Raw genomic sequence first — 20,445 nt, forward strand, 5'->3', positions numbered from 1 at the left:
ATGATATCATCGGATGAAACTGTGTTTCAGCTAAAAATTGAAAGAATTTTCTATCAATGTTTCTTTAGCTAAGGATTTATATGATATAATAAGGTTTATTTTAATTCTTAGAATAAAGTGAAGAACCTTTGCCTACTTACTGTCTAAAAATAAATATCATCAAAAAAAGGATGAAATGATTTATAACGGAAGCGATAAGCAAAGGAGTTTGCTTTTCTTGTGGGGAGGCTATCAAAATATGGATGCTTTGGATATTTTGACTGATTTAGAAAATGTCATCCCTTATTTTCAAGCTATATTTAGCGCTGATGAACATCGAGTAATCGGTTATGAAATATTAGGAAGATATAATGGAGCAGATGGTGTTCAAAGCCTTGGAGATTTCTTTTTTGATGAAGGAATTCCTGATGAATATAAAATTGAGGTAGATCAAGTTATTTTAACGAAAGCGCTGGATAAAGCATTGTCCCTTGACGAGGATGTATTGCTCTTTATCAATAGAGATGCTGAAATCTTGATGAAGGATGATGGAGAATCATTTTTAGAAACATTGTTGGAATATGAAGGGAAAGGCTTCAAGTTAGATCGAATCGTTCTGGAGATTTCAGAGCGAAATTATCATGGGCAATTTTATCATTTAGATCATTTATTACTTTATTATCGAACATATGGCATTAAAATTGCCATTGATAAAATGGGAAGTGATAGTAGCTATTTAGACAGACTCGGTGATTTAGCACCTGATATCCTAAAAATTGATTTATTAGCTTTGCGATCTACATCTACCTCGCATGCTTACCAAAATGTTTTATATTCGCTATCTATGCTTGCTCGAAAAATTGGTGCTACTTTATTATTTGAAAATATTGAGATGGTATATCAGCTTCAATTTGCTTGGAAAAATGGTGGGAGATTTTATCAAGGATACTATTTACACTATCCTGAGGCAAATTTCGTTGATCGCAATTGCAGAAAAGAAACATTAAGAGATTTGTTTCATGAGTTCATTTTTTCAGAAAAGAAAAAACTATCAACAATTTTTGAATTAACAGAGGATTTTCAAGTTCAATTACAGTCATTGCTTGTTAAATATAAGAAATATTCTTCCTATGAAGAGCTTTTGAAATTACTTACTGCTGATTTAACAGATGTTGCTTTTCGAATGTATGTATGTGATGAAGATGGATTTCAGAAATCTGCAAATATTATTAAATACGATAGTGATTGGATTATTCAGCCTGAATATGCACACAAAAATTGGAGTTGGCGACCATATTTCCTAGAAAATATTATAAAAATGAGGAATGAAAAAAGAGGGATATTGTCTGATTTATATAGTGATATCGAAACAGGAGAAACAGTAAGAACTTATTCATACCCATTAAACGCCAAGGAATATTTGTTTATTGATTTATCTTATAATTTTCTTGATCGAAAGAAATTGCTACTTAGTTAAAACAAGCTGAAGAGATTTTCTCTTCAGCTTGTTTTTATGCCATAAATTAAGGGTAAAGTTTAAATGAAATAAATAGAGAAGGAGAGAGTAGGATGAATAAAAGCTTCTTTACTATAGTGATTATTTTGCTTCTTGGTATATTTCCATATTCCGCACATGCTACCAGCCATTTGACAAGTAGGGATGAAGTCTTTGCTTTTGTAGAAAAGGCATTTCGAGCACAGGTGTCATTAAGTAAAGAAGCGAGGGATATGGAGGAGATACAAGAAATATTGGCACCTTATTTTTCGGAGAAACTAATCTATTTATTTCTTAATGAAAACTTGACTGGAGAAAATGGGGCATTTTATACATACGGTAATGAATTCGGAAAATATTATCTGCCTTTTTATCAGTTATCCGATCAAACCTTTATAGAAACAGAAGAAAATAGTATTCTTCTATATGAATATTATGAACCAATTATATTTGGAGAAAAAGTATATGAAGGAGCCTATGAAGGAGTGCTTATAAGAAAGGTGAATGAGAATTGGATTGTTACGAATATGCTGACAGATAAAGAGGTAAGAACCATTATAAATAACAAAGAAAATAACTATAGTACATTGGTTTATATGCCCTTGTTTGCAATAGAAAATCAAGTAACTTATATCAGTAACAATTGGAAAAATCATAATGTACAAACGCTAAAATAGCTTGTAAGAGTTATTTTCTAGATTTTGAGGTAATAGCTATAATGAAAGTGTGGCGCACTTTTTTACGTATAGTGTACGCCACATTGGTGACTTGCTGTTAAAGATTTAAAGCAATTTTAAGTTTTTCCAAATCGAAACCATAAATTACAGTTCCATCTACCACAAAAGTTGGGGTTGAAAAGGATTGGTATTTCTTTATTAATTCTGTTTTCGCACGCGAATCCTTTTGAATATCTTTTATTACAAAGTCAAATCCATGTTCTTTTAAAAAGAGCTTGGAATATTCGCAAGGGGGACAGTCAGGCTGGGTATATAACGTGATTTGGTGCATTTTGTTCCTCCTACATTCATTCTACTTCTAATCATACAAAGAAAGCTTTTTTCGTGCAATTCATTTTAGCAAATGATAGGAATAGGTTTAAACAGGAAAGGTTACTTTTTGGATTCTGAGGGAGCTGTAGATGTGCGGAATTAGACAAATGATTATTTCCATTTTGCTATAAGAAAGGTGTTTTTTTGTTATGATTTTATATGTTAGAATATTCAGATGAAATAAATAATAAAAAAACAACTAGTTTTTTTTAGTTTTACTTGGACAAACTCTCGACAATCTTTTATTCTGTTAGTATTGGCATTTTACACAAGAGGCGAATGGTACTTTATTTAACGAAGAAAGTGTATAGAAACATGCTAATAGTGAAACCTATTGTTAACAAAAGGTTTGTTTTGAAAGGAGAGAGAGCATGTCACAATTACAAGGCATATTAACAAGATTAAAGAATCTGCAAGAGCAGGCAACTGGGGGAGAACCAACTCAACGTTTCTTCGAGGTAAATGGGGAGAGAAAGTGTCAAGTTACATTTCATCCAAAAACAGAAACGTTTGAACTAGAAGTCTATAATGACAAAGAAAAACCAAAAAGATATCAATTTGATAATGTTGATATGATTACAATTGAGATTTTTGATTTAATTCAGTAAGATTTTTAAGAAGCTTTTTGCATTTACGGATACCCAAATGCAGAAAGCTTTTTTTATACTTTTAATTTTACTACATGAAAAAAGCAAGTGAATCCATACTAATAGTTGAGGTGATAAACATGATGCCAACGGTTATTTGTCCAGAATGCTCTCGTGAGGAAAAATTAGAGAATGTACTGACAGCTCAATCTAATCAAAATGTAATCTTTCAATGCCCTCATTGTCAACTACTTGTAAGGAATATAAAAACGAGTAAGGGTTAAAGGAGCATTAAGCCGGAAACTGTGATAAAATGAGGTATAAATATATTTTGTGAGGAGTTTTCGGCTATGATAAGTATGCACAGCGAAGAGTTTTTAAACATCACTTTAAATGATTTATTAATTCCGTCTGAACGGGTTGCACATGTACAGGTAGGAAACAGTTTAGAACACGCTCTGCTAGTCTTAACAAAAAGTGGATACTCAGCAATCCCTGTATTAGATGCACATTATAAGCTCCATGGATTGGTGAGTACGCCAATTATTATGGAGAGTATACTTGGACTAGAAAGAATTGAATTTGAAAAATTAGAAGAAATAAAAGTAGAAACAATTATGAACACTGTAATGCCGAGAGTGAAGAGTAATAGTTCTGTATTACATACGATTAAACATTTGGTAGACCATCCTTTTATTTGTGTAGAAACAGAAGATGGCTATTTTGAAGGGATTTTAACGAGAAGAGCAATATTAAAGCGACTTAACAATTATTTACATCAAAACAATCACCAATAATCTATAACAATTAAATTCCTTTCACCTACTGTAGCCGCTCTTATTCACCTCTTCATTAGAGTTCTTTCCCTCTTTTGATAACAAATTTTTTATATGAGGATACTATCATGTCAACGATTTCTGAATTAAAATTATTAACCGTTCTTGCACAAGAAATGAATATGAGAAAAGCAGCAGAAAGACTTTTTGTCACACAACCCGCCCTTTCTCAAAGGCTGCAAAATATCGAGAAAGATTGGGGGACACCATTATTTATTAGGTCACAAAGAGGGCTTTCGCTTACTGCTGCTGGCGAATTAGTAACGAAATTCGCAATGGAAACGCTAAAGAAAGAAGAAGAAGTGAAAGAATCCATTCATGCTTTCAAAGAAGAAGTGTATGGAACATTAAAGATAGCTGTTGCAAGTATCGTAGGACAGAACTGGCTTCCGGAGGTCTTAAAACGATTTGTTGAGCGCTATCCTCAGGCAAAGGTATCATTAGTAACAGGCTGGAGTAGCGATATGATGAAATCTGTTTCTGAGGATAGTATGCATATAGGTATTGTAAGAGGAGTATCCGATTGGAAGGGAATTAAAATTCATTTATTTGATGACCCCCTTTATTTAGTGGATCGAGAAATTGCGAAGCTTGAGGATATTGCTTTAACGAATCGGCCGTTTATCCAATTTAAAAGTGATTCAAACTATTACGAAGAAATACAGGTTTGGTGGCATCGGAATTTTCAACTGCCTCCGAACAATACTATTGTCGTGGATCAGATTGAAACATGTAAACAGCTTTCTTTTAATGGGATTGGTTATAGTATACTTCCTTCTATTGCCTTAAAAAAAGTAGATGATGCACTTTCCCGAATTCCGTTATTTAATGATTATAATGAGCCAATCACAAGAGGAACTTGGTTAATTGGCTATGAAGCAACTTTTCAATTAAAACAGGTACAAGCTTTTTTAGAAATTGTTCACGAATATCTGGAAGAAGAAAAAAGGGGAAAGGGATGAATCGAAGATAAAAGTTAGTATTTATGGCTTGTTTTCATCACTTTTGTTTGGTAAAGTAATTTTTAGTATTGCATATATACATAATGGAGGTATTAGTTTATGAAAATGATGGATGCAAATGAAATTATTTCATTTATTCAAAATAGTACAAAATCTACACCGGTAAAGGTATACGTGAAAGGCGATTTATCTGCAGTTGATTTTGGTGAAAATGTTCAAACCTTTATCAGTGGAAATTCTGGTGTAGTTTTCGGAGAATGGGCTGATATTCAAAGTGTCATCGAAGGAAACCAGGACAAAGTTACAGATTATGTGATTGAAAATGATCGTAGAAACTCTGCAATTCCTTTACTAGACTTAAAAAATATTAAAGCGCGTATTGAGCCAGGTGCTATTATTCGTGATCAAGTGGATATTGGCGACAATGCAGTAATCATGATGGGTGCAGTTATAAATATTGGTGCTGCAATTGGCGAAGGTACAATGATTGATATGGGCGTTATTATGGGTGGACGTGCTACCGTAGGGAAGAACTGCCATATTGGTGCAGGTGCAGTATTAGCAGGTGTTATTGAGCCACCTTCTGCTAAACCAGTTATCATTGAAGATGATGTATTAGTGGGCGCAAATGCAGTTATCGTTGAAGGAGTTACAGTTGGTCAAGGATCTGTAGTAGCTGCAGGCTCTATTGTACTAGAAGATGTCCCAGCAAACACATTAGTTGCAGGAGCTCCTGCACGTGTAGTTAAAGAAATTGATGATAAAACTAAATCAAAAACGGAAATTATGCAAGAGCTACGTCAACTATAATTTTCAGTGTAAAGCGTGGAGAAGTTTCCACGCTTTTGTTTTAGAAATAGAGAAAAGGAAAGCATTCATCAGAAAATAGGAAGAGAAGGGGATTTATATGGGGAATACGATTGATTTAATCCAAATCCGCAGAGATTTGCATAAAATTCCAGAGCTTGGATTTAAGGAATTTAAAACACAACAATATTTACTCGGAAAAATTCAAAGCTTTTCAAATGAACGAGTAGAAATAAGAACATGGAAAACGGGGATTATTGTTAAGGTTCATGGACTTAACCCAACGAAAACGATTGGCTACCGAGCAGATATTGATGGATTGCCAATTGTTGAAGAAACGGAATTACCATTTCTATCTGAGCACCCTACAGAAATGCATGCTTGTGGACATGATTTTCATATGACCATTGCTTTAGGCTTACTTGCAAATATAATGGAAACTCCTATTAAAGATAATGTTGTGTTTATTTTTCAGCCTGCTGAAGAAGGACCAGGCGGAGCAAAGCCTATGCTTGAAAGTAAGGAGCTTAAAGAATGGATGCCTGATATTATCCTGGCTCTTCACGTAGCTCCTGAATATCCAGTAGGCACCATCGCAGTAAAGCCGGGCTTGCTATTTGCAAACACTTCTGAGCTTTTTATTGATTTAAAAGGGAAAGGCGGGCATGCAGCATACCCACATCTTACTAATGATATGGTAGTTGCAGCATGTAGTCTGGTTTCCCAGCTTCAGTCTGTTGTATCCAGGAATATTGATCCGCTCGATAGTGCTGTTGTGACCATCGGAAAAATCACAGGTGGAACTGTGCAAAATGTCATTGCTGAAAATGCAAGACTAGAAGGGACAATGCGAACCCTTTCAAGTGAGGCAATGGATAAAGTAAAGAAACGTGTCCAAGCTTTGGTGAATGGTATTGAAATTGGCTATGACTGTGAGAGTACGATTGATTTCGGTAGTGGTTATTATCAAGTCTATAATAATGAGCCATTAACAAGAGAGTTTATGGATTTTATTGAATACGAAACAGAAGCAAATGTGTTGGAATGCAAAGAAGCAATGACGGGCGAAGATTTTGGCTATATGTTAAAGGACATTCCAGGGTTTATGTTTTGGCTAGGTGTTGATTCTCCATATGGTTTACATCATAGCAAGCTTAATCCGAAAGAAGACGCATTACAAGTAGCTGTTAATGTTTTAACTGCGTATTTAATGAAAAAAGGAAATTAATTGTTCGGACGGTTGCTTATTTGTAAACAAAAAGCTTACTGCTTTATATTGGAATAATAGCAGTAAGCTTTTTTAAAGCATTAATTTTCTTTTTCAATCACTAGGGGTGCTTGTGGGAATTGAATCCCATTTTCATCAAGCGCGACTTTCGCTTCCTGTCTAATCAAGCGTTCCATTCCCCATTGCTCCATATTTTTTGTTTTTGCAATTATTCTTATTGTAATCGTATTTGCACCTAAATTTTGTATACCAATTAGATTTGGGCCATCTGTTATAGTGTCGTTTTCGTCTGCAATACGTTCACAAACTTGCTGTAGTATTTCTAATGTTCTCTGCAAATCATTGTTGACTGAAATATCTATATCCACTAGAGCTTGCATTTCTCCCCGGGAATGATTACTAAGCTGTGTAATTTCTCGATTCGGGATAAAGTGTAAAGTGCCATCTGCTGCTCGTATTTGGGTTGTTCTAAGGCCAACTTGTTCTACTGTGCCTGAAAATTCTCCAATCGTTATAAGTTCCCCAACATCTAATTGTTTTTCTAATAGGATAAAAAATCCTGACACTAGGTCACTAACAAGTCCTTGAGCTCCAAAGCCGACTGCTAATCCTATAATTCCTGCACCAGCCAATATTGCTGTAGCATCGATACCGAGCAATTGGAGTATGGTTATAATGAGAATGAAAAATAGTACATAGGTAATTAGGTTATTAATCAGGCTCTCCAGTGTAAAAGCTCTACCTCTAGAGATAGAGTTTTTTTGAATATAGGATTCGAATAATTTATTTATTAGCTGCTTAGCCATTTTTTTAATTAGAAGATAGCTAAGAAGGATAAGCAGTATTTTTATTGCTACAAGGGCAGTATTTAAGAAGAAGTCTCCCCAATGTATGGTTTGTATATAGGTTTTTAAATTGTTTAAATAGAACATTTAATGCTGTACTCCTTTTGTAAAAATTAACTAGCCAAGTATTTTCTTTTTATTCCCTTATATGTATTTGATAAACTAGAGGTTATATTAATATTTTTTAGAGAGAAAAGGAAAGAGGGTAAATACTACTGTGAAAATAGGTGATCCACTTCCCGAATGGGGTGCTCCGACACTATGGATTAATGGAGAAACAAAAGGAATGGAGAAAGGTGGAAATAAAGTAACTTTAATTCACTTTTGGTCTATAAGCTGTTATTTTTGTAAAAGGGCTATGTCAGAACTAAACCAATACAGAGATTTTTATCAAGAAAATTTGACTGTTATCTCTGTACATTTTCCTCGTTCGGAACATGATTTGAACATAGAATTAGTGAAAAAAACGGTGGAGGAATATAAGATGACACAATCCATTTATGTAGATCATGAATTTCAGCTAGCCAAAGCATTTTCAAATGAATATGTGCCATCTTATTATTTATTTGATCAGGCTGGGAAATTACGATACTATCAGGCTGGCGGGATTAATTTGAAAATGTTAGATACCCGAATAAGTCGAGTATTAAATGGCCAATTAGACAGAACTTAGCGAATATAATTTGGCATCTGGAAAGTATATCAATACAGCTTCAATTAATGTTATAATAATGGCGTTTCATTAGATAACGGGAAACATCATTATTTAGGAGTTTTAACTGGCATTGATAAGATAGTTATGAATAGGTGTTGCTTCTCGCTTAAAATGAATGTTTATTATAGGAGATAATAATACATGTGATGCGAGATAAAATTTATACGATAGTTGGAGGATTTAATAGTGAAAAGAGCATTTGCGGTAATTGGCCTAGGAAGATTTGGAGGCAGTATTTGTCGGGAATTAACGGAACTAGGTATGGATGTTATGGTAATTGATAAAAGTGAAGAAAAAGTAAATGAATATGCAAATCTAGTTTCACATGCAGTGGTCGGTAATGCAGTAGATGAAACGGTATTAAAGAGTCTTGGAATCCGTAATTTTGATCACGTTATAGTTGCGATAGGCGAGGATATACAAGCGAGTATTTTAACTACTTTAATGTTAAAGGAGCTAGGTGTTAAAAATATAACGGTAAAGGCTCAAAATGATTATCATGAGAAGGTGTTGAGTAAAATAGGAGCAGATGCAGTAGTTCATCCAGAAAGAGATATGGGGAAGAGGATTGCGCATAATATTGTTTCTAATAATGTCCTTGATTATTTGGAGCTTTCTGATGAACATAGTATTGTGGAAATTAAGGCTAGCCACAAATTAGATGGTCGTTCCATTATTGATTTAGATATTCGTGCGAGATATGGAATCACGATTGTTGCTATAAAAAGAGACAAGGAGATTATTGTTTCTCCTCAGGCATCAGAACCAATAAGAGAAAATGATATTTTGATTGTTATTGGTGCGGATTCAGATATTAATCGTTTTGAAAAAAAGGTAATGTCTTAATCATTAATAAGAAAAAGCGAGGACTCTTGCCTAAATACAGTACAAATGAAAGAAAGATATTGGGTTTATGGTGCTAGACTTATAATTATTTAGTTTTTTAAAAATACTTTCATAACCGAAAAAAAGGCGCTGTATGTTCAAGAATTGAACATACAGCGCCTTTTATATACCGTTATACTTCCATAATTATTGGAAGAATCATTGGTCTACGTTTTGTTTTTTCGTAAAGGAATGGAGAAATCGTATCAATAATTTCGTTTTTGATTTCAGACCATTGTGTTGTTTTGCGTTCCATTACTTTATTTAGATGCTTGCTTATTAAGTTCTGTGCATCATTTATTAAATCGCCAGACTCGCGCATGTATACAAATCCTCTTGAAATAAGATCTGGTCCAGCTGCGATTCTAAAGTCTGTCATGTTAATGCTTACTACTACAACGACTAAGCCTTCTTCTGAAAGAATTCGGCGGTCGCGTAATACAATATTGCCTATATCTCCAATTCCGCTTCCGTCAATATAAACGTTTCCGGATGGGATTTTACCAGCAACTTGCGCTGTATCACTCGAAAGTGCCAATACTTCACCATTATCCATGATAAAGCAGTTCTCTTCCTTGACGCCACAGTCAACAGCAGTCTGGGCATGTGTTTTTTGCATTCTGAATTCTCCATGGATTGGCATAAAGAATTTAGGCTTAATTAGTCGTAGCATTAGCATTTGCTCCTGCTGTCCACCGTGACCGGAAGTATGAATATTGCTAAGTGGCCCAGAAATAACTTCAGCACCAGCTCTAAAAAGCATGTTTATTGTTTTATTAACGCTTAGTGTATTACCTGGTACAGGGTTAGATGAGAAAACAACTGTGTCACCAGGAATAATTTGGATTTGTCTATGTGTTCCATTGGCAATTCTTGAAAGAGCAGCCATAGGTTCGCCTTGACTTCCTGTACATAAAATCACAACTTGATTAGCCGGTAAACGATTAATTTGCTGAGGATCTACAAAGGTTTCTTTTGGAGCTTTTATAAACCCAAGCTCTAAGCCAATATTAATGGCAGCCTCCATGCTTCTTCCGAAAACAGCGATTTTACGACCGAATTCTACGGCAGCATCTGTTACTTGCTGTAAACGATAAATATTAGAAGCGAAAGTAGCGAAAATCAATCTACCATCTGCTTTAATAAATATGTCATGAATACTTTTGCCAACCTTTTTTTCGGACATTGTGAAATTAGGCACTTCACTATTTGTGCTGTCAGATAATAAACATAAAACGCCTTCTTTACCGATCTCAGCCATTTTTGTTAAGTTGGCAGGCTCCCCAACGGGCGTAAAATCGAATTTAAAATCTCCAGTGTGTACGATGTTTCCTGGTGGAGTTTTCACGACAATACCATAGGAATCAGGTATACTATGAGTTGTTCGAAAGAAGGAAACAGATGTTTTTCTAAATTTAATCACATCATCTTCTTGAATTTCATGCATCGTAGTTTGACGCAATAGTCCATGCTCTTCTAACTTATTACGAACAAGTGCTAATGCTAATTTTCCACCATATACAGGGATATTAACTTGTCTTAAAAGGTAAGGAATACCACCAATATGATCTTCGTGACCATGCGTGATAAATAAGCCTTTAATTTTGTCTACATTCTTCTCCAAGAAAGTATAATCGGGAATAACATAGTCAATTCCTAAAAGCTCGTCCTCCGGAAATTTAATACCAGCATCAATTAAAATAATTTCGTCTTGAAACTGGACACCATAAGTATTTTTACCGATTTCCCCTAGTCCACCGAGGGCAAATACAGCAGTTTGATCATTTTTTACAAATTTCATTATTCAATCTCCAATACTGTAAAGTCTTCGTTTTGTTGTTCATACTCTAAGAATGCACCTTCTACACGAGTTATAAACTCGATATTATATGGTTTTTCTGCCAATTTTGTTCTAACATCTCTTTCAGAAACACCTTTAACATATATTGTTCTTGTGTTTTCTCTTACTGGTACCTCTGTTTTTAAATCTTGAAAATATACTTTAAATATCATGGTAATTCGCTCCTTAATCATTTATATCTAAAATTATTATATAAAAAAATAACATGTTTTTCATGTTTTTTCTTTTAATAGCAATTATTATCAAAATCCATTGTTTGAAAGATAATCAACTTTATTATGTAAAATATATTTAAATCTTTATAAAATAAAAGGTCAGACTCTTCCCACTAAGCTTGGTTTATATAGTGGTATAATAACCACTATATTTAACAAAGCGTGGCATAGGTCGGACCATAAGAATACCCTTCAATTTTTTTAAGCTATTGTTTTTTTACGCAGTAAATCTTTCCACTGTTTTAAGAGCTTTTTTCTTAGCTTCTTTAACATAGTGGATCATCTCCTTAATTCTATTTTAAACCATTCTTGTACAAAGTAAAGTCATCTTCACATTTTATATTTTCTTTTTGTAAAAAAATAGTTTTTTGAGATGTTGTTTTTTTACCGATTCTTTCTTTTTTTAACTGAAGGTGATTTTACATGTGTTAAATCACATCGAATGGTTCGTTCATTTAATAGGCTTTTTTATATATGATAACAACAATCTTATTAAAAACAGCCTTTTATAGTAATAGTATATGAAATTTATTGCAGGATTCTCATGGTTAATGTTGGTAATTGTAAAATAGGCTTTTATTTCGTAATAATTAACTTTATATGAAAGCGAATGGGTCCCCTCTAATGGAAGAGGGGAAGCAAGAAGATTGATTTATTTCTATTGTAATTGTTTAGGAGTGGAAGGGAGAAGAAGGCTCGAAGAAATTTATTAAATGATCGAACCAGGAGGAAAGAAGGAATGTTCTTAACTCTATCTTTCCACTGGAATTGCATTTTCAATAGGAAGAAAAGGATCATTTTCATTAATGTAATCATAGAACATGACACCATTTAAATGATCAATTTCGTGTTGGAATACAATAGCTGGTAAGCCCTTTAGTCGTAGCTTTACTTCCTTGCCATCTAAATCAATAGCTTTTAATGTGATTCTTGCATATCTTGGCACAAATCCTGGGATGGCTTCGTCTACAGATAGGCAACCTTCTCCTGTAGTTAAATAGGCTTTTTCAACCGAATGGCTAATGATTTTTGGATTGAAAAGGGCGTAGCTATATTGCTTGCCATTTTCATCTTTAACATGAACAGCAATCATTCGTTTGGAAACATTTATTTGTGGTGCAGCTAATCCAACACCGCCTCTTAAACCATATTTTTCCGCTAATTCAGGGTCTTGACTATTTATTACATATTCAAGTAAGCTTTTTAAAATTTCTTTATCTTCTTGACTTGGTGGCATTGTAACTTCTGCTGCTACTCTTCTTAATGTTGGATGACCATCCCGAATAATATCTGCCATTGTTATCATCATAATCACTTCCTTGTTCTATCTATAAAGTAGTCTAACAGAGAAAGAATGAAAAGTTAATACAAGAGAATAGTACTTTATGCAATAAGATAATCATATATACCCATAATATATTATAGGACAGGCTAATATGTTTAATATATAAACCGTTTCATTTTACTTAAATTGAATAACACTATATTATGACGGAATTAAAAAGGGTTAGTAATAAGGAAAAGGGAGTAATAATAAGCCAACCGTTATTGTAAAAATACAGAAGAATCGATATAGTAATAAGAAAGTGAGGAGGAAACAGATGAAACGAAGTATGCTATTGTTTAGTACAATCTTGCTATTTGCAATGATTGCTGCTGGATGTAATTTTCAGTCTCCAAGTGAGAAAATGTATGAAAAACTAGAAGAAGTGGTTGAAATTGAAATTGGCTTTGAAGAGCAGCAAGAGCCTCTTGTGACTTTAGAGAAGAAAGAACAAGACATCTATTCCGAAATAATTAGTCTTGGCTTAGAAGATATGGATGAAATCACAAAATTATCAGATGAGGCCATAGAATCTATTGCCAAGAGAAAAGAATATATGGATAAAGAAGCAGAAAGCATTAAACAGTCGCAAGAAAAGTTTGAGACAATTACAACTGATATGGAAGAACTAGAAGAAAAAGAAGATAAAGAGCTAAAAGAAAAAGCAGACGAACTTTATAAAACAATGATGGCCCGTTATGAAGAACATGATAAATTATACGCTAATTACATAGAAGGGCTTAACAGTGATAAAAAACTATATGAAATGTTTAAAGATGAAGATGTGAATATGGATGATTTAGAAAAGCAAGTAAAGAAAATAAATGAAACATATGAAAAAGTGTATGAAAATAATCAAACCTTTAATGAACTGACGAAAAAATATAATGAACTAAAAGTAGACTTCTATAATGAAGCAGGAATAAAAATTAAGATGAGTGATGAGAAGGAAGAGGAGTAAGTAGCTTTTTTATATTTTTTTATGTCTTCCAAGTTTTATTTTCATTTACCGCAGGAACAGAATCTGTCAAGGAGCAAGAAAATTGCTGAATTGGACAAACTGTTACTGTGGTTTTTTTATAGGGGAAAATAAATTTTTTTGAAATACGTGGCTGTCTAAAGATGGACCAACATGGCACAATGGTGGAGGTGAGAATTAGCAAAAGTTTTACGGAAATTCCTGCGAATTAAAATACATTTAATGATAGAAACTGTTGTTACTGTACTTCTGTATTCTTTAATCGCAATAATGTGTTTATTCGACAAGGAGGAAAATTATTATAAAACAGTTGTAAATAGTGGTATCTGTATAATACAGATGTAGTTTTATAAATAATACAGTTGTATTAATTTTATGTAAAAAAATAATAAAAACTTAGAGCTTAAAGATTGACGGATAATATTTAAGTATATTAAACTTATAAATGTATTGAACAGTTGTATTAATATTTACATATTAATAATTGATACAGTCTATACGGAAACCGAATTAATTTATAAGACGTTTTTTCTTGCGTAATTTGTGGAAAACTGTTTTAGTATGGTTTTTTTTGTTACTTAAAGTGATATGCTGTAAGTAATAGAAAGCGTTACCCAACTGAATGTTTACCACATTCAAACACATTGTAAACATCTATTTGTTTTTACAGAAAAAAGTCTTTTAATATGAAAGGAAAGGGTGGCTTTAATGGCTTCTAAAACAAAGAAGGCACAATTTGATGTGCAAGCACAGCTTGAACAAGTGGCAAACCAATTTCAAACACTTCAGATTCTAAATGAAGAGGGCGAAGTTGTAAACGAATCTGCAATGCCTGATTTAAGTGATGAGCAATTACAAGAATTAATGACTCGTATGGTATATACACGTATTCTTGATCAACGCTCTATCTCATTAAACAGACAAGGTCGCCTAGGTTTCTATGCACCTACTGCAGGACAAGAGGCTTCTCAATTAGCTTCACAATTTGCATTAGAAAAAGAAGATTTTATTCTTCCAGGATATCGTGATGTTCCGCAAATTATTTGGCACGGGCTTCCTTTATCTCAAGCATTCTTATTCTCACGTGGTCACTTCCAAGGAAATCAAATTCCTGAAGGTGTAAACGTAATTTCTCCACAAATCATTATCGGTGCACAATACATCCAAACTGCTGGTGTAGCATTAGGAATGAAAAAACGTGGTGCTAAATCTGTTGCAATTACGTATACAGGTGATGGTGGTGCTTCACAAGGTGATTTCTATGAAGGAATTAACTTTGCTGGTGCATTCAAAGCTCCTGCAATTTTCGTTGTACAAAATAACCGTTTTGCAATTTCTACTCCAGTTGAGAAACAATCTGCTGCGAAAACAATTGCTCAAAAAGCAGTTGCTGCAGGGATTCCTGGAATTCAAGTAGATGGTATGGACGCTTTAGCAGTTTATGCTGCTGTTCGTGAAGCTCGTGAAAGAGCAATCAATGGTGAAGGTCCAACATTAATCGAAACTTTAACTTACCGTTATGGTCCACATACAATGGCTGGAGATGACCCAACTCGTTACCGTACAGCTGATCTTGACAGCGAGTGGGAAAAGAAAGACCCATTAGTGCGCTTCCGTAAATTCCTTGAAAACAAAGGCATTTGGAACGAAGAAAAAGAAAACGAAGTAATTGAGCGTGCTAAAGAAGAAATTAAAGAAGCAATCAAAATTGCTGACGAAGCTCCAAAACAAAAAGTAACTGACTTAATGAACATCATGTATGAAGAGCTACCAGTTAATCTTCAAGAACAATATGAAATTTATGCAGCAAAGGAGTCGAAGTAAGCCATGGCGCAAATGACAATGATTCAAGCAATCACTGATGCGTTACGCACAGAATTACGTAATGATCCAAATGTATTAGTATTTGGAGAAGACGTAGGTGTAAACGGCGGTGTATTCCGTGCGACAGAAGGTCTTCAAAAAGAATTCAGTGAAGATCGTGTATTTGATACTCCATTAGCTGAATCTGGAATTGGTGGTTTAGCAATCGGTTTAGGACTTCAAGGTTACCGTCCAGTACCTGAAATTCAATTCTTTGGTTTCGTATATGAAGTAATGGACAGTATTTCTGGACAAATGGCTCGTATGCGCTATCGTTCAGGTGGACGTTACAACGCACCTGTAACTATTCGTTCACCATTTGGTGGTGGGGTTCATACTCCTGAACTTCATGCGGACAGCTTAGAAGGATTAATGGCACAACAACCTGGTCTTAAAGTTGTTATCCCATCTACTCCTTATGACGCTAAAGGTTTGTTAATTTCTGCTATTCGCGATAACGATCCTGTTATCTTCTTAGAGCATATGAAATTATACCGTTCATTCCGTCAAGAAGTTCCAGAAGAAGAGTACACTATTCCTCTTGGAAAAGCGGATGTAAAGCGTGAAGGTAAAGACCTTTCTATCATTACTTATGGAGCGATGGTTCAAGAGTCTATTAAAGCAGCAGAAGAATTAGAAAAAGAAGGATATTCAGTGGAAGTAGTTGACTTACGTACTGTAAGCCCACTTGATATCGATACAATCATTGGATCTGTTGAAAAAACAGGTAGAGCAGTTGTTGTTCAAGAAGCACAAAAACAAGCTGGTATTGCGGCTAATGTTGTTGCTGAAATCAATGATCGTGCAATTCTAAGCTTAGAAGCTCCAGTTTTACGTGTAACTGCACCAGATACTGTATTTGCATTTACACAAGCTGAAACTGTATGGCTTCCAAACTTTAAAGATATTATTGAAACAGCTAAAAAAGTTCTAACTTTCTAATTAATACCGAATAATATTTACGCAACAATTAGAAGATAAGTTAGTTGAACGAAGAAAATTTTTTCATAAGATTATTAGGAGGTTGTCACATTGGCTTTTCAATTTAGATTGCCTGATATTGGTGAAGGTATTCACGAAGGCGAAATCGTAAAATGGTTTGTTAAACCAGGCGATAAAGTTCAAGAAGATGATGTATTATGTGAAGTGCAAAATGATAAAGCAGTAGTAGAAATACCTTCTCCTGTTGAAGGTACTGTAGAAGAAGTTAAGGTTGAAGAAGGAACAGTAGCAGTTGTAGGCGATATTTTAATTACATTTGATGCTCCTGGATATGAAAATCTTCAATTCAAAGGCGATCATGGTGATGAAGCTCCAGCTGATGCTGAAGAAGCAAAACCTGATGCTGCTGAAGAAAGCAAAGCACAAGAAGCAGATGTTGATCCAAGCAGACGCATTATTGCAATGCCTTCTGTACGTAAATATGCTCGTGATAAAGGCGTAGAAATTCAAGCTGTTTCTGGTTCTGGTAAAAACGGACGTATTTCAAAAGAAGATATTGATGCTTACTTAAATGGTGGTGCAACACCTGCTAGCCAACCAGCTGCAGAAGCTGCTCCAGCTGAAACAGCAACGGAAGCTCCTAAGCCACTTGCTATTCCAGAAGGTGATTTCCCAGAAACTCGTGAGAAAATGAGTGGAATTAGAAAAGCGATTGCTAAAGCAATGGTAAACTCTAAGCATACTGCTCCTCACGTAACATTGATGGATGAAGTGGAAGTGTCTAAATTAGTTGCACATCGTAAGAAATATAAAGAAGTTGCTGCAGCAAAAGGTATTAAATTAACATTCTTACCTTATGTAGTAAAAGCTTTAACAAGTGCACTAAAAGAATTCCCTGCTTTAAACACATCATTAGATGATGCTACAAGCGAAATCGTTCATAAGCATTACTATAATATCGGTATTGCTGCTGATACAGAAAAAGGTTTATTAGTTCCTGTTGTTAAAAATGCTGATCGTAAAGGTATCTTTAACATCTCTAACGAAATTAATGAACTTGCTGTTAAAGCAAGAGACGGTAAATTAGCTCCAGCTGAAATGAAAGGTGCATCTTGCACAATTTCTAACATTGGTTCTGCTGGTGGACAATGGTTTACTCCAGTAATCAACCATCCTGAAGTTGCTATTTTAGGTATTGGTCGTATTGCTGAAAAAGCTATCGTTCAAGATGGAGAAATTGTTGCTGCTCCTGTATTAGCACTTTCTTTAAGCTTTGACCACAGAATGATCGACGGAGCTACTGCTCAAAATGCAATGAATCATATTAAGCGTTTATTGAACGATCCAGAACTATTGTTAATGGAGGCGTAAAACATGGTAGTTGGAGATTTTCCTATTGAAACAGATACTATAGTCATTGGTGCGGGTCCTGGTGGATATGTTGCAGCAATTCGCGCAGCACAATTAGGACAAAAAGTTACAATTGTTGAGAAAAACGTATTAGGTGGAGTTTGCTTAAACGTTGGATGTATTCCTTCTAAAGCTTTAATCTCTGCTGGACACCGTTATGAGCATGCTGCACATTCTGCAGACATGGGTATTACAACTGAAAATGTAAAAGTTGACTTCTCAAAAGTTCAAGCTTGGAAAGACAGTGTTGTTAAAAAACTTACTGGTGGAGTAGAAGGACTTTTAAAAGGGAACAAAATTGATATTGCATATGGGGAAGCATATTTCGTAGATGCTAACACATTAAAAGTAATGGATGAAAAATCATCTCAAACTTATACTTTTAAAAACGCAATTATCGCAACAGGATCTCGTCCAATCGAAATCCCTACTTTCAAATTCTCTAAGCGAGTTCTTGATTCAACTGGTGCTCTTGCACTTCAAGAAATTCCAGAGAAAATTGTTGTAATCGGTGGAGGATATGTTGGTACTGAATTAGGTGGAGCTTACGCTAACTTTGGTACTCAAGTGACTATCCTAGAAGGTGCTGATGAAATTCTTGGTGGTTTCGAGAAACAAATGTCTTCATTAGTTACTCGTAACTTAAAGAAAAAAGGTGCTGAAATCATCACTAAAGCAATGGCTAAAGGTGTAGAAGAAACGGACACTGGCGTTGTTGTTAAATATGAAGTTAAAGGCGAAGAAAAATCAGTTGAAGCTGATTATGTATTCGTAATGGTTGGTAGAAAACCTAATACAGACGAACTTGGATTAGAACAAGTTGGTATCGAATTAGGCGAACGCGGAATCATTAAGACAGATAAGCAATGCCGTACAACTGTAAGCAATATCTTTGCTATCGGTGATGTTGTTTCTGGTCCTCCATTAGCTCATAAAGCTTCTTATGAAGGTAAAATTGCTGCTGAAGTTATTGCTGGACATAATGCAGAAATCGACTATTTAGGAATTCCTGCAGTTGTATTCTCTGAGCCAGAATTAGCTACAGTTGGTCACACAGAAGCATCAGCTAAAGAAGCTGGTATCGAAGTGAAAGCTGCTAAATTCCCATTTGCAGCAAACGGACGTGCATTAGCACTTAATGATGCTGAAGGTTTCATGAAGCTTGTTACACGTAAAGAAGATGGTCTTGTAATCGGTGCTCAAATCGCTGGTCCAAGTGCATCTGATATGATCGCTGAATTAGGTTTAGCAATCGAAGCTGGTATGACAGCTGAAGATTTAGCTATGACTATCCATGCTCACCCAACTTTAGGTGAGGTAACAATGGAAGCAGCGGAAGTTGCAATTGGTAACCCAATTCATATCTTACGTTAATTGCTAAAAAAAGAAGTCCTCTTTATAAGAGGGCTTTTTTTTGACTTTTAAAAGGAAAGAAATCTATTAATTTTATCCATTTTTCATATAGTCAGCTTTATTCCGTCCAGCCATATTACTGTTTTTTTGAAGAAAATAATTATAAAATAAAACAAAAGATTGATACATATACTAGTATTAATTGTTAGGTTTTAGGAAGGAAGGGTGGTGGTTTTTCTTGAAGATTTATACGGCAATTTTATTTCAACTAATCATTTGGAGTGGCTTTTCGATCATAGAATGGTTATCAAGACATGATTTAATCCTCTATAAAGTGTTTATGTTTGGGGTGTTCTTTTATTTAGCGATTATTATAGGAAATACAATCATAAAATCAACAAGAAAAACGATGTTAGCCACGATGATTAGTTTATCTATTTACGGATCCTTCCATTTAATTATGACGATTATTTCTGTAGTCTAAATATAACATAACATACAATTAAAAAGGATTAGATAAGTGTTTTGCTCTGAATCATTTGGACTTGCTTTTTTGGATAAGAAGAAAGTAGAGAGGCAATCTCTGTTACCATATTCATTTCCTTATAAACAAAACAGTAATACAATACAAAAAATGCCCTTGGATAATCAAAGGCATTTTATTTAAATAGAATTAAAAACCATGCAACTATTTATTGTCTCCGCTTTGATGGTATTTTTCCAAAATAGCTTTTAAGAACAGTGAAGATCGATAGTATTAATAAGAAAAACATAAGAAAGCTAAACATAAATGAAACGGGATGAAAAATAGTTTTCGTTTGCATGGGAGATTCGAATGAAACTTCTAATGGATAGGCATTCGATGAGGCAGGCAACAGCTTTTGTTGTTCTGCAAATGGGATGGGACCACCAAAACGAAAGGATTGTGTTAATTGCGTCGGTTTTTGTACTATGTAATTTTTAAAGAGAAACGGGGTAGCAAGACTAATTAGTAAACTTATAATCGTCATAATCAAATATTTTTTCAAAAAGATAACTCCAATCTGTTCTTACCTATAGAAATAAATGTATAGCATTTTTTATATCCAAATAGAAGACAGGAATACCTTC

Annotated in this window: 21 protein-coding genes; 15 read left to right on the plus strand and 6 right to left on the minus strand. The window is 34.4% G+C overall.

Annotated elements, in window-relative coordinates; all coding sequences use genetic code 11:
- Nucleotides 1–238: 238 nt before the first annotated feature.
- Nucleotides 239–1,456 (plus strand): EAL-associated domain-containing protein, encoded by a 1,218-nt coding sequence (locus tag ACTNDN_RS02315; protein ID WP_441130697.1) that lies wholly within the window; start codon nucleotides 239–241, stop codon nucleotides 1,454–1,456.
- A gap of 92 nt (nucleotides 1,457–1,548) precedes the next feature.
- Nucleotides 1,549–2,151: a DUF3993 domain-containing protein gene (locus ACTNDN_RS02320; RefSeq protein WP_048717754.1), complete on the plus strand. Its 603-nt coding sequence runs from the start codon at nucleotides 1,549–1,551 to the stop codon at nucleotides 2,149–2,151.
- Between the two features lie 97 nt (nucleotides 2,152–2,248).
- Here ACTNDN_RS02320 and ACTNDN_RS02325 read toward each other — a convergent pair whose 3' ends face one another.
- Complete coding sequence (locus ACTNDN_RS02325; RefSeq protein ID WP_031534183.1) at nucleotides 2,249–2,482, minus strand: glutaredoxin domain-containing protein; 234 nt, start codon at nucleotides 2,480–2,482, stop codon at nucleotides 2,249–2,251.
- Nucleotides 2,483–2,894: 412 nt separating this feature from the next.
- Here ACTNDN_RS02325 and ACTNDN_RS02330 point away from each other — a divergent pair, with 412 nt between their 5' ends.
- The 5 genes from ACTNDN_RS02330 (at nucleotide 2,895) to ACTNDN_RS02350 (ending at nucleotide 6,943) form a co-directional block, all read left to right on the plus strand.
- Entirely contained in the window at nucleotides 2,895–3,131 is a 237-nt protein-coding gene (locus tag ACTNDN_RS02330) for a YkuJ family protein (protein WP_016200943.1), read from the plus strand.
- A 329-nt stretch (nucleotides 3,132–3,460) separates the two neighbouring features.
- Entirely contained in the window at nucleotides 3,461–3,907 is a 447-nt protein-coding gene (cbpB, locus tag ACTNDN_RS02335) for a cyclic-di-AMP-binding protein CbpB (RefSeq protein ID WP_031534187.1), read from the plus strand.
- A 107-nt stretch (nucleotides 3,908–4,014) separates the two neighbouring features.
- Entirely contained in the window at nucleotides 4,015–4,908 is an 894-nt protein-coding gene (locus tag ACTNDN_RS02340; RefSeq protein ID WP_031534189.1) for a LysR family transcriptional regulator, read from the plus strand.
- A 99-nt stretch (nucleotides 4,909–5,007) separates the two neighbouring features.
- Nucleotides 5,008–5,718, plus strand: a complete 711-nt coding sequence (gene dapD, locus ACTNDN_RS02345) for a 2,3,4,5-tetrahydropyridine-2,6-dicarboxylate N-acetyltransferase (protein WP_031534191.1) — start codon at nucleotides 5,008–5,010, stop codon at nucleotides 5,716–5,718.
- A gap of 97 nt (nucleotides 5,719–5,815) precedes the next feature.
- Nucleotides 5,816–6,943 (plus strand): N-acetyldiaminopimelate deacetylase, encoded by a 1,128-nt coding sequence (locus ACTNDN_RS02350; protein WP_031534193.1) that lies wholly within the window; start codon nucleotides 5,816–5,818, stop codon nucleotides 6,941–6,943.
- Between the two features lie 80 nt (nucleotides 6,944–7,023).
- Here the strand turns inward: ACTNDN_RS02350 and ACTNDN_RS02355 are convergent, their stop codons facing one another.
- On the minus strand, nucleotides 7,024–7,875 hold the full coding sequence (locus tag ACTNDN_RS02355) for a mechanosensitive ion channel family protein (RefSeq protein ID WP_031534195.1): 852 nt from the start codon (nucleotides 7,873–7,875) through the stop codon (nucleotides 7,024–7,026).
- A gap of 130 nt (nucleotides 7,876–8,005) precedes the next feature.
- On the opposite strand from ACTNDN_RS02355, the gene ACTNDN_RS02360 reads away from it, so the two are divergent.
- Both ACTNDN_RS02360 and ACTNDN_RS02365 read left to right on the plus strand, forming a co-directional pair.
- Nucleotides 8,006–8,461: a TlpA family protein disulfide reductase gene (locus tag ACTNDN_RS02360; RefSeq protein ID WP_031534197.1), complete on the plus strand. Its 456-nt coding sequence runs from the start codon at nucleotides 8,006–8,008 to the stop codon at nucleotides 8,459–8,461.
- Between the two features lie 228 nt (nucleotides 8,462–8,689).
- Nucleotides 8,690–9,349, plus strand: coding sequence for a potassium channel family protein (locus tag ACTNDN_RS02365; protein ID WP_031534199.1), 660 nt, complete (start codon nucleotides 8,690–8,692; stop codon nucleotides 9,347–9,349).
- Nucleotides 9,350–9,521: 172 nt separating this feature from the next.
- On the opposite strand, the gene rnjA is transcribed toward ACTNDN_RS02365, so the two are convergent.
- The 3 genes from rnjA to def form a co-directional block, all read right to left on the minus strand.
- Nucleotides 9,522–11,189 carry a ribonuclease J1 gene (gene rnjA, locus ACTNDN_RS02370; RefSeq protein ID WP_251627362.1) on the minus strand — a complete coding sequence of 556 codons (1,668 nt, stop codon included), beginning with the start codon at nucleotides 11,187–11,189 and terminating at the stop codon, nucleotides 9,522–9,524.
- A complete protein-coding gene (locus tag ACTNDN_RS02375) occupies nucleotides 11,189–11,401 on the minus strand; it encodes a DNA-dependent RNA polymerase subunit epsilon (RefSeq protein ID WP_031534203.1) in 213 nt (70 codons plus the stop codon). The genes rnjA and ACTNDN_RS02375 overlap by 1 nt, the downstream gene beginning before the upstream one ends.
- Before the next feature lie 814 nt (nucleotides 11,402–12,215).
- Entirely contained in the window at nucleotides 12,216–12,770 is a 555-nt protein-coding gene (gene def / locus ACTNDN_RS02380; protein ID WP_031534205.1) for a peptide deformylase, read from the minus strand.
- A 295-nt stretch (nucleotides 12,771–13,065) separates the two neighbouring features.
- On the opposite strand from def, the gene ACTNDN_RS02385 reads away from it, so the two are divergent.
- The 6 genes from ACTNDN_RS02385 (at nucleotide 13,066) to ACTNDN_RS02410 (ending at nucleotide 19,819) form a co-directional block, all read left to right on the plus strand.
- Entirely contained in the window at nucleotides 13,066–13,749 is a 684-nt protein-coding gene (locus ACTNDN_RS02385; RefSeq protein WP_251627360.1) for a YkyA family protein, read from the plus strand.
- A gap of 726 nt (nucleotides 13,750–14,475) precedes the next feature.
- Entirely contained in the window at nucleotides 14,476–15,591 is a 1,116-nt protein-coding gene (gene pdhA / locus ACTNDN_RS02390) for a pyruvate dehydrogenase (acetyl-transferring) E1 component subunit alpha (RefSeq protein WP_031534208.1), read from the plus strand.
- 3 nt (nucleotides 15,592–15,594) lie between these two features.
- Nucleotides 15,595–16,572, plus strand: coding sequence for an alpha-ketoacid dehydrogenase subunit beta (locus ACTNDN_RS02395; RefSeq protein WP_031534209.1), 978 nt, complete (start codon nucleotides 15,595–15,597; stop codon nucleotides 16,570–16,572).
- Between the two features lie 90 nt (nucleotides 16,573–16,662).
- Nucleotides 16,663–17,943: a dihydrolipoamide acetyltransferase family protein gene (locus tag ACTNDN_RS02400; RefSeq protein ID WP_251627358.1), complete on the plus strand. Its 1,281-nt coding sequence runs from the start codon at nucleotides 16,663–16,665 to the stop codon at nucleotides 17,941–17,943.
- Nucleotides 17,944–17,946: 3 nt separating this feature from the next.
- Nucleotides 17,947–19,356: a dihydrolipoyl dehydrogenase gene (gene lpdA / locus ACTNDN_RS02405; protein WP_031534213.1), complete on the plus strand. Its 1,410-nt coding sequence runs from the start codon at nucleotides 17,947–17,949 to the stop codon at nucleotides 19,354–19,356.
- 217 nt (nucleotides 19,357–19,573) lie between these two features.
- The gene (locus tag ACTNDN_RS02410; RefSeq protein WP_031534215.1) at nucleotides 19,574–19,819 is read left to right on the plus strand and encodes a hypothetical protein; all 246 of its coding nucleotides are present in this window, start codon (nucleotides 19,574–19,576) and stop codon (nucleotides 19,817–19,819) included.
- A 208-nt stretch (nucleotides 19,820–20,027) separates the two neighbouring features.
- Here the strand turns inward: ACTNDN_RS02410 and ACTNDN_RS02415 are convergent, their stop codons facing one another.
- A complete protein-coding gene (locus ACTNDN_RS02415; RefSeq protein WP_031534217.1) occupies nucleotides 20,028–20,363 on the minus strand; it encodes a hypothetical protein in 336 nt (111 codons plus the stop codon).
- Nucleotides 20,364–20,445 lie beyond the last annotated feature (82 nt).

The sequence above is a fragment of the Niallia sp. HCP3S3_B10 genome (assembly GCF_052064465.1).
Lineage (GTDB): Bacteria > Bacillota > Bacilli > Bacillales > Cytobacillaceae > Niallia > Niallia hominis.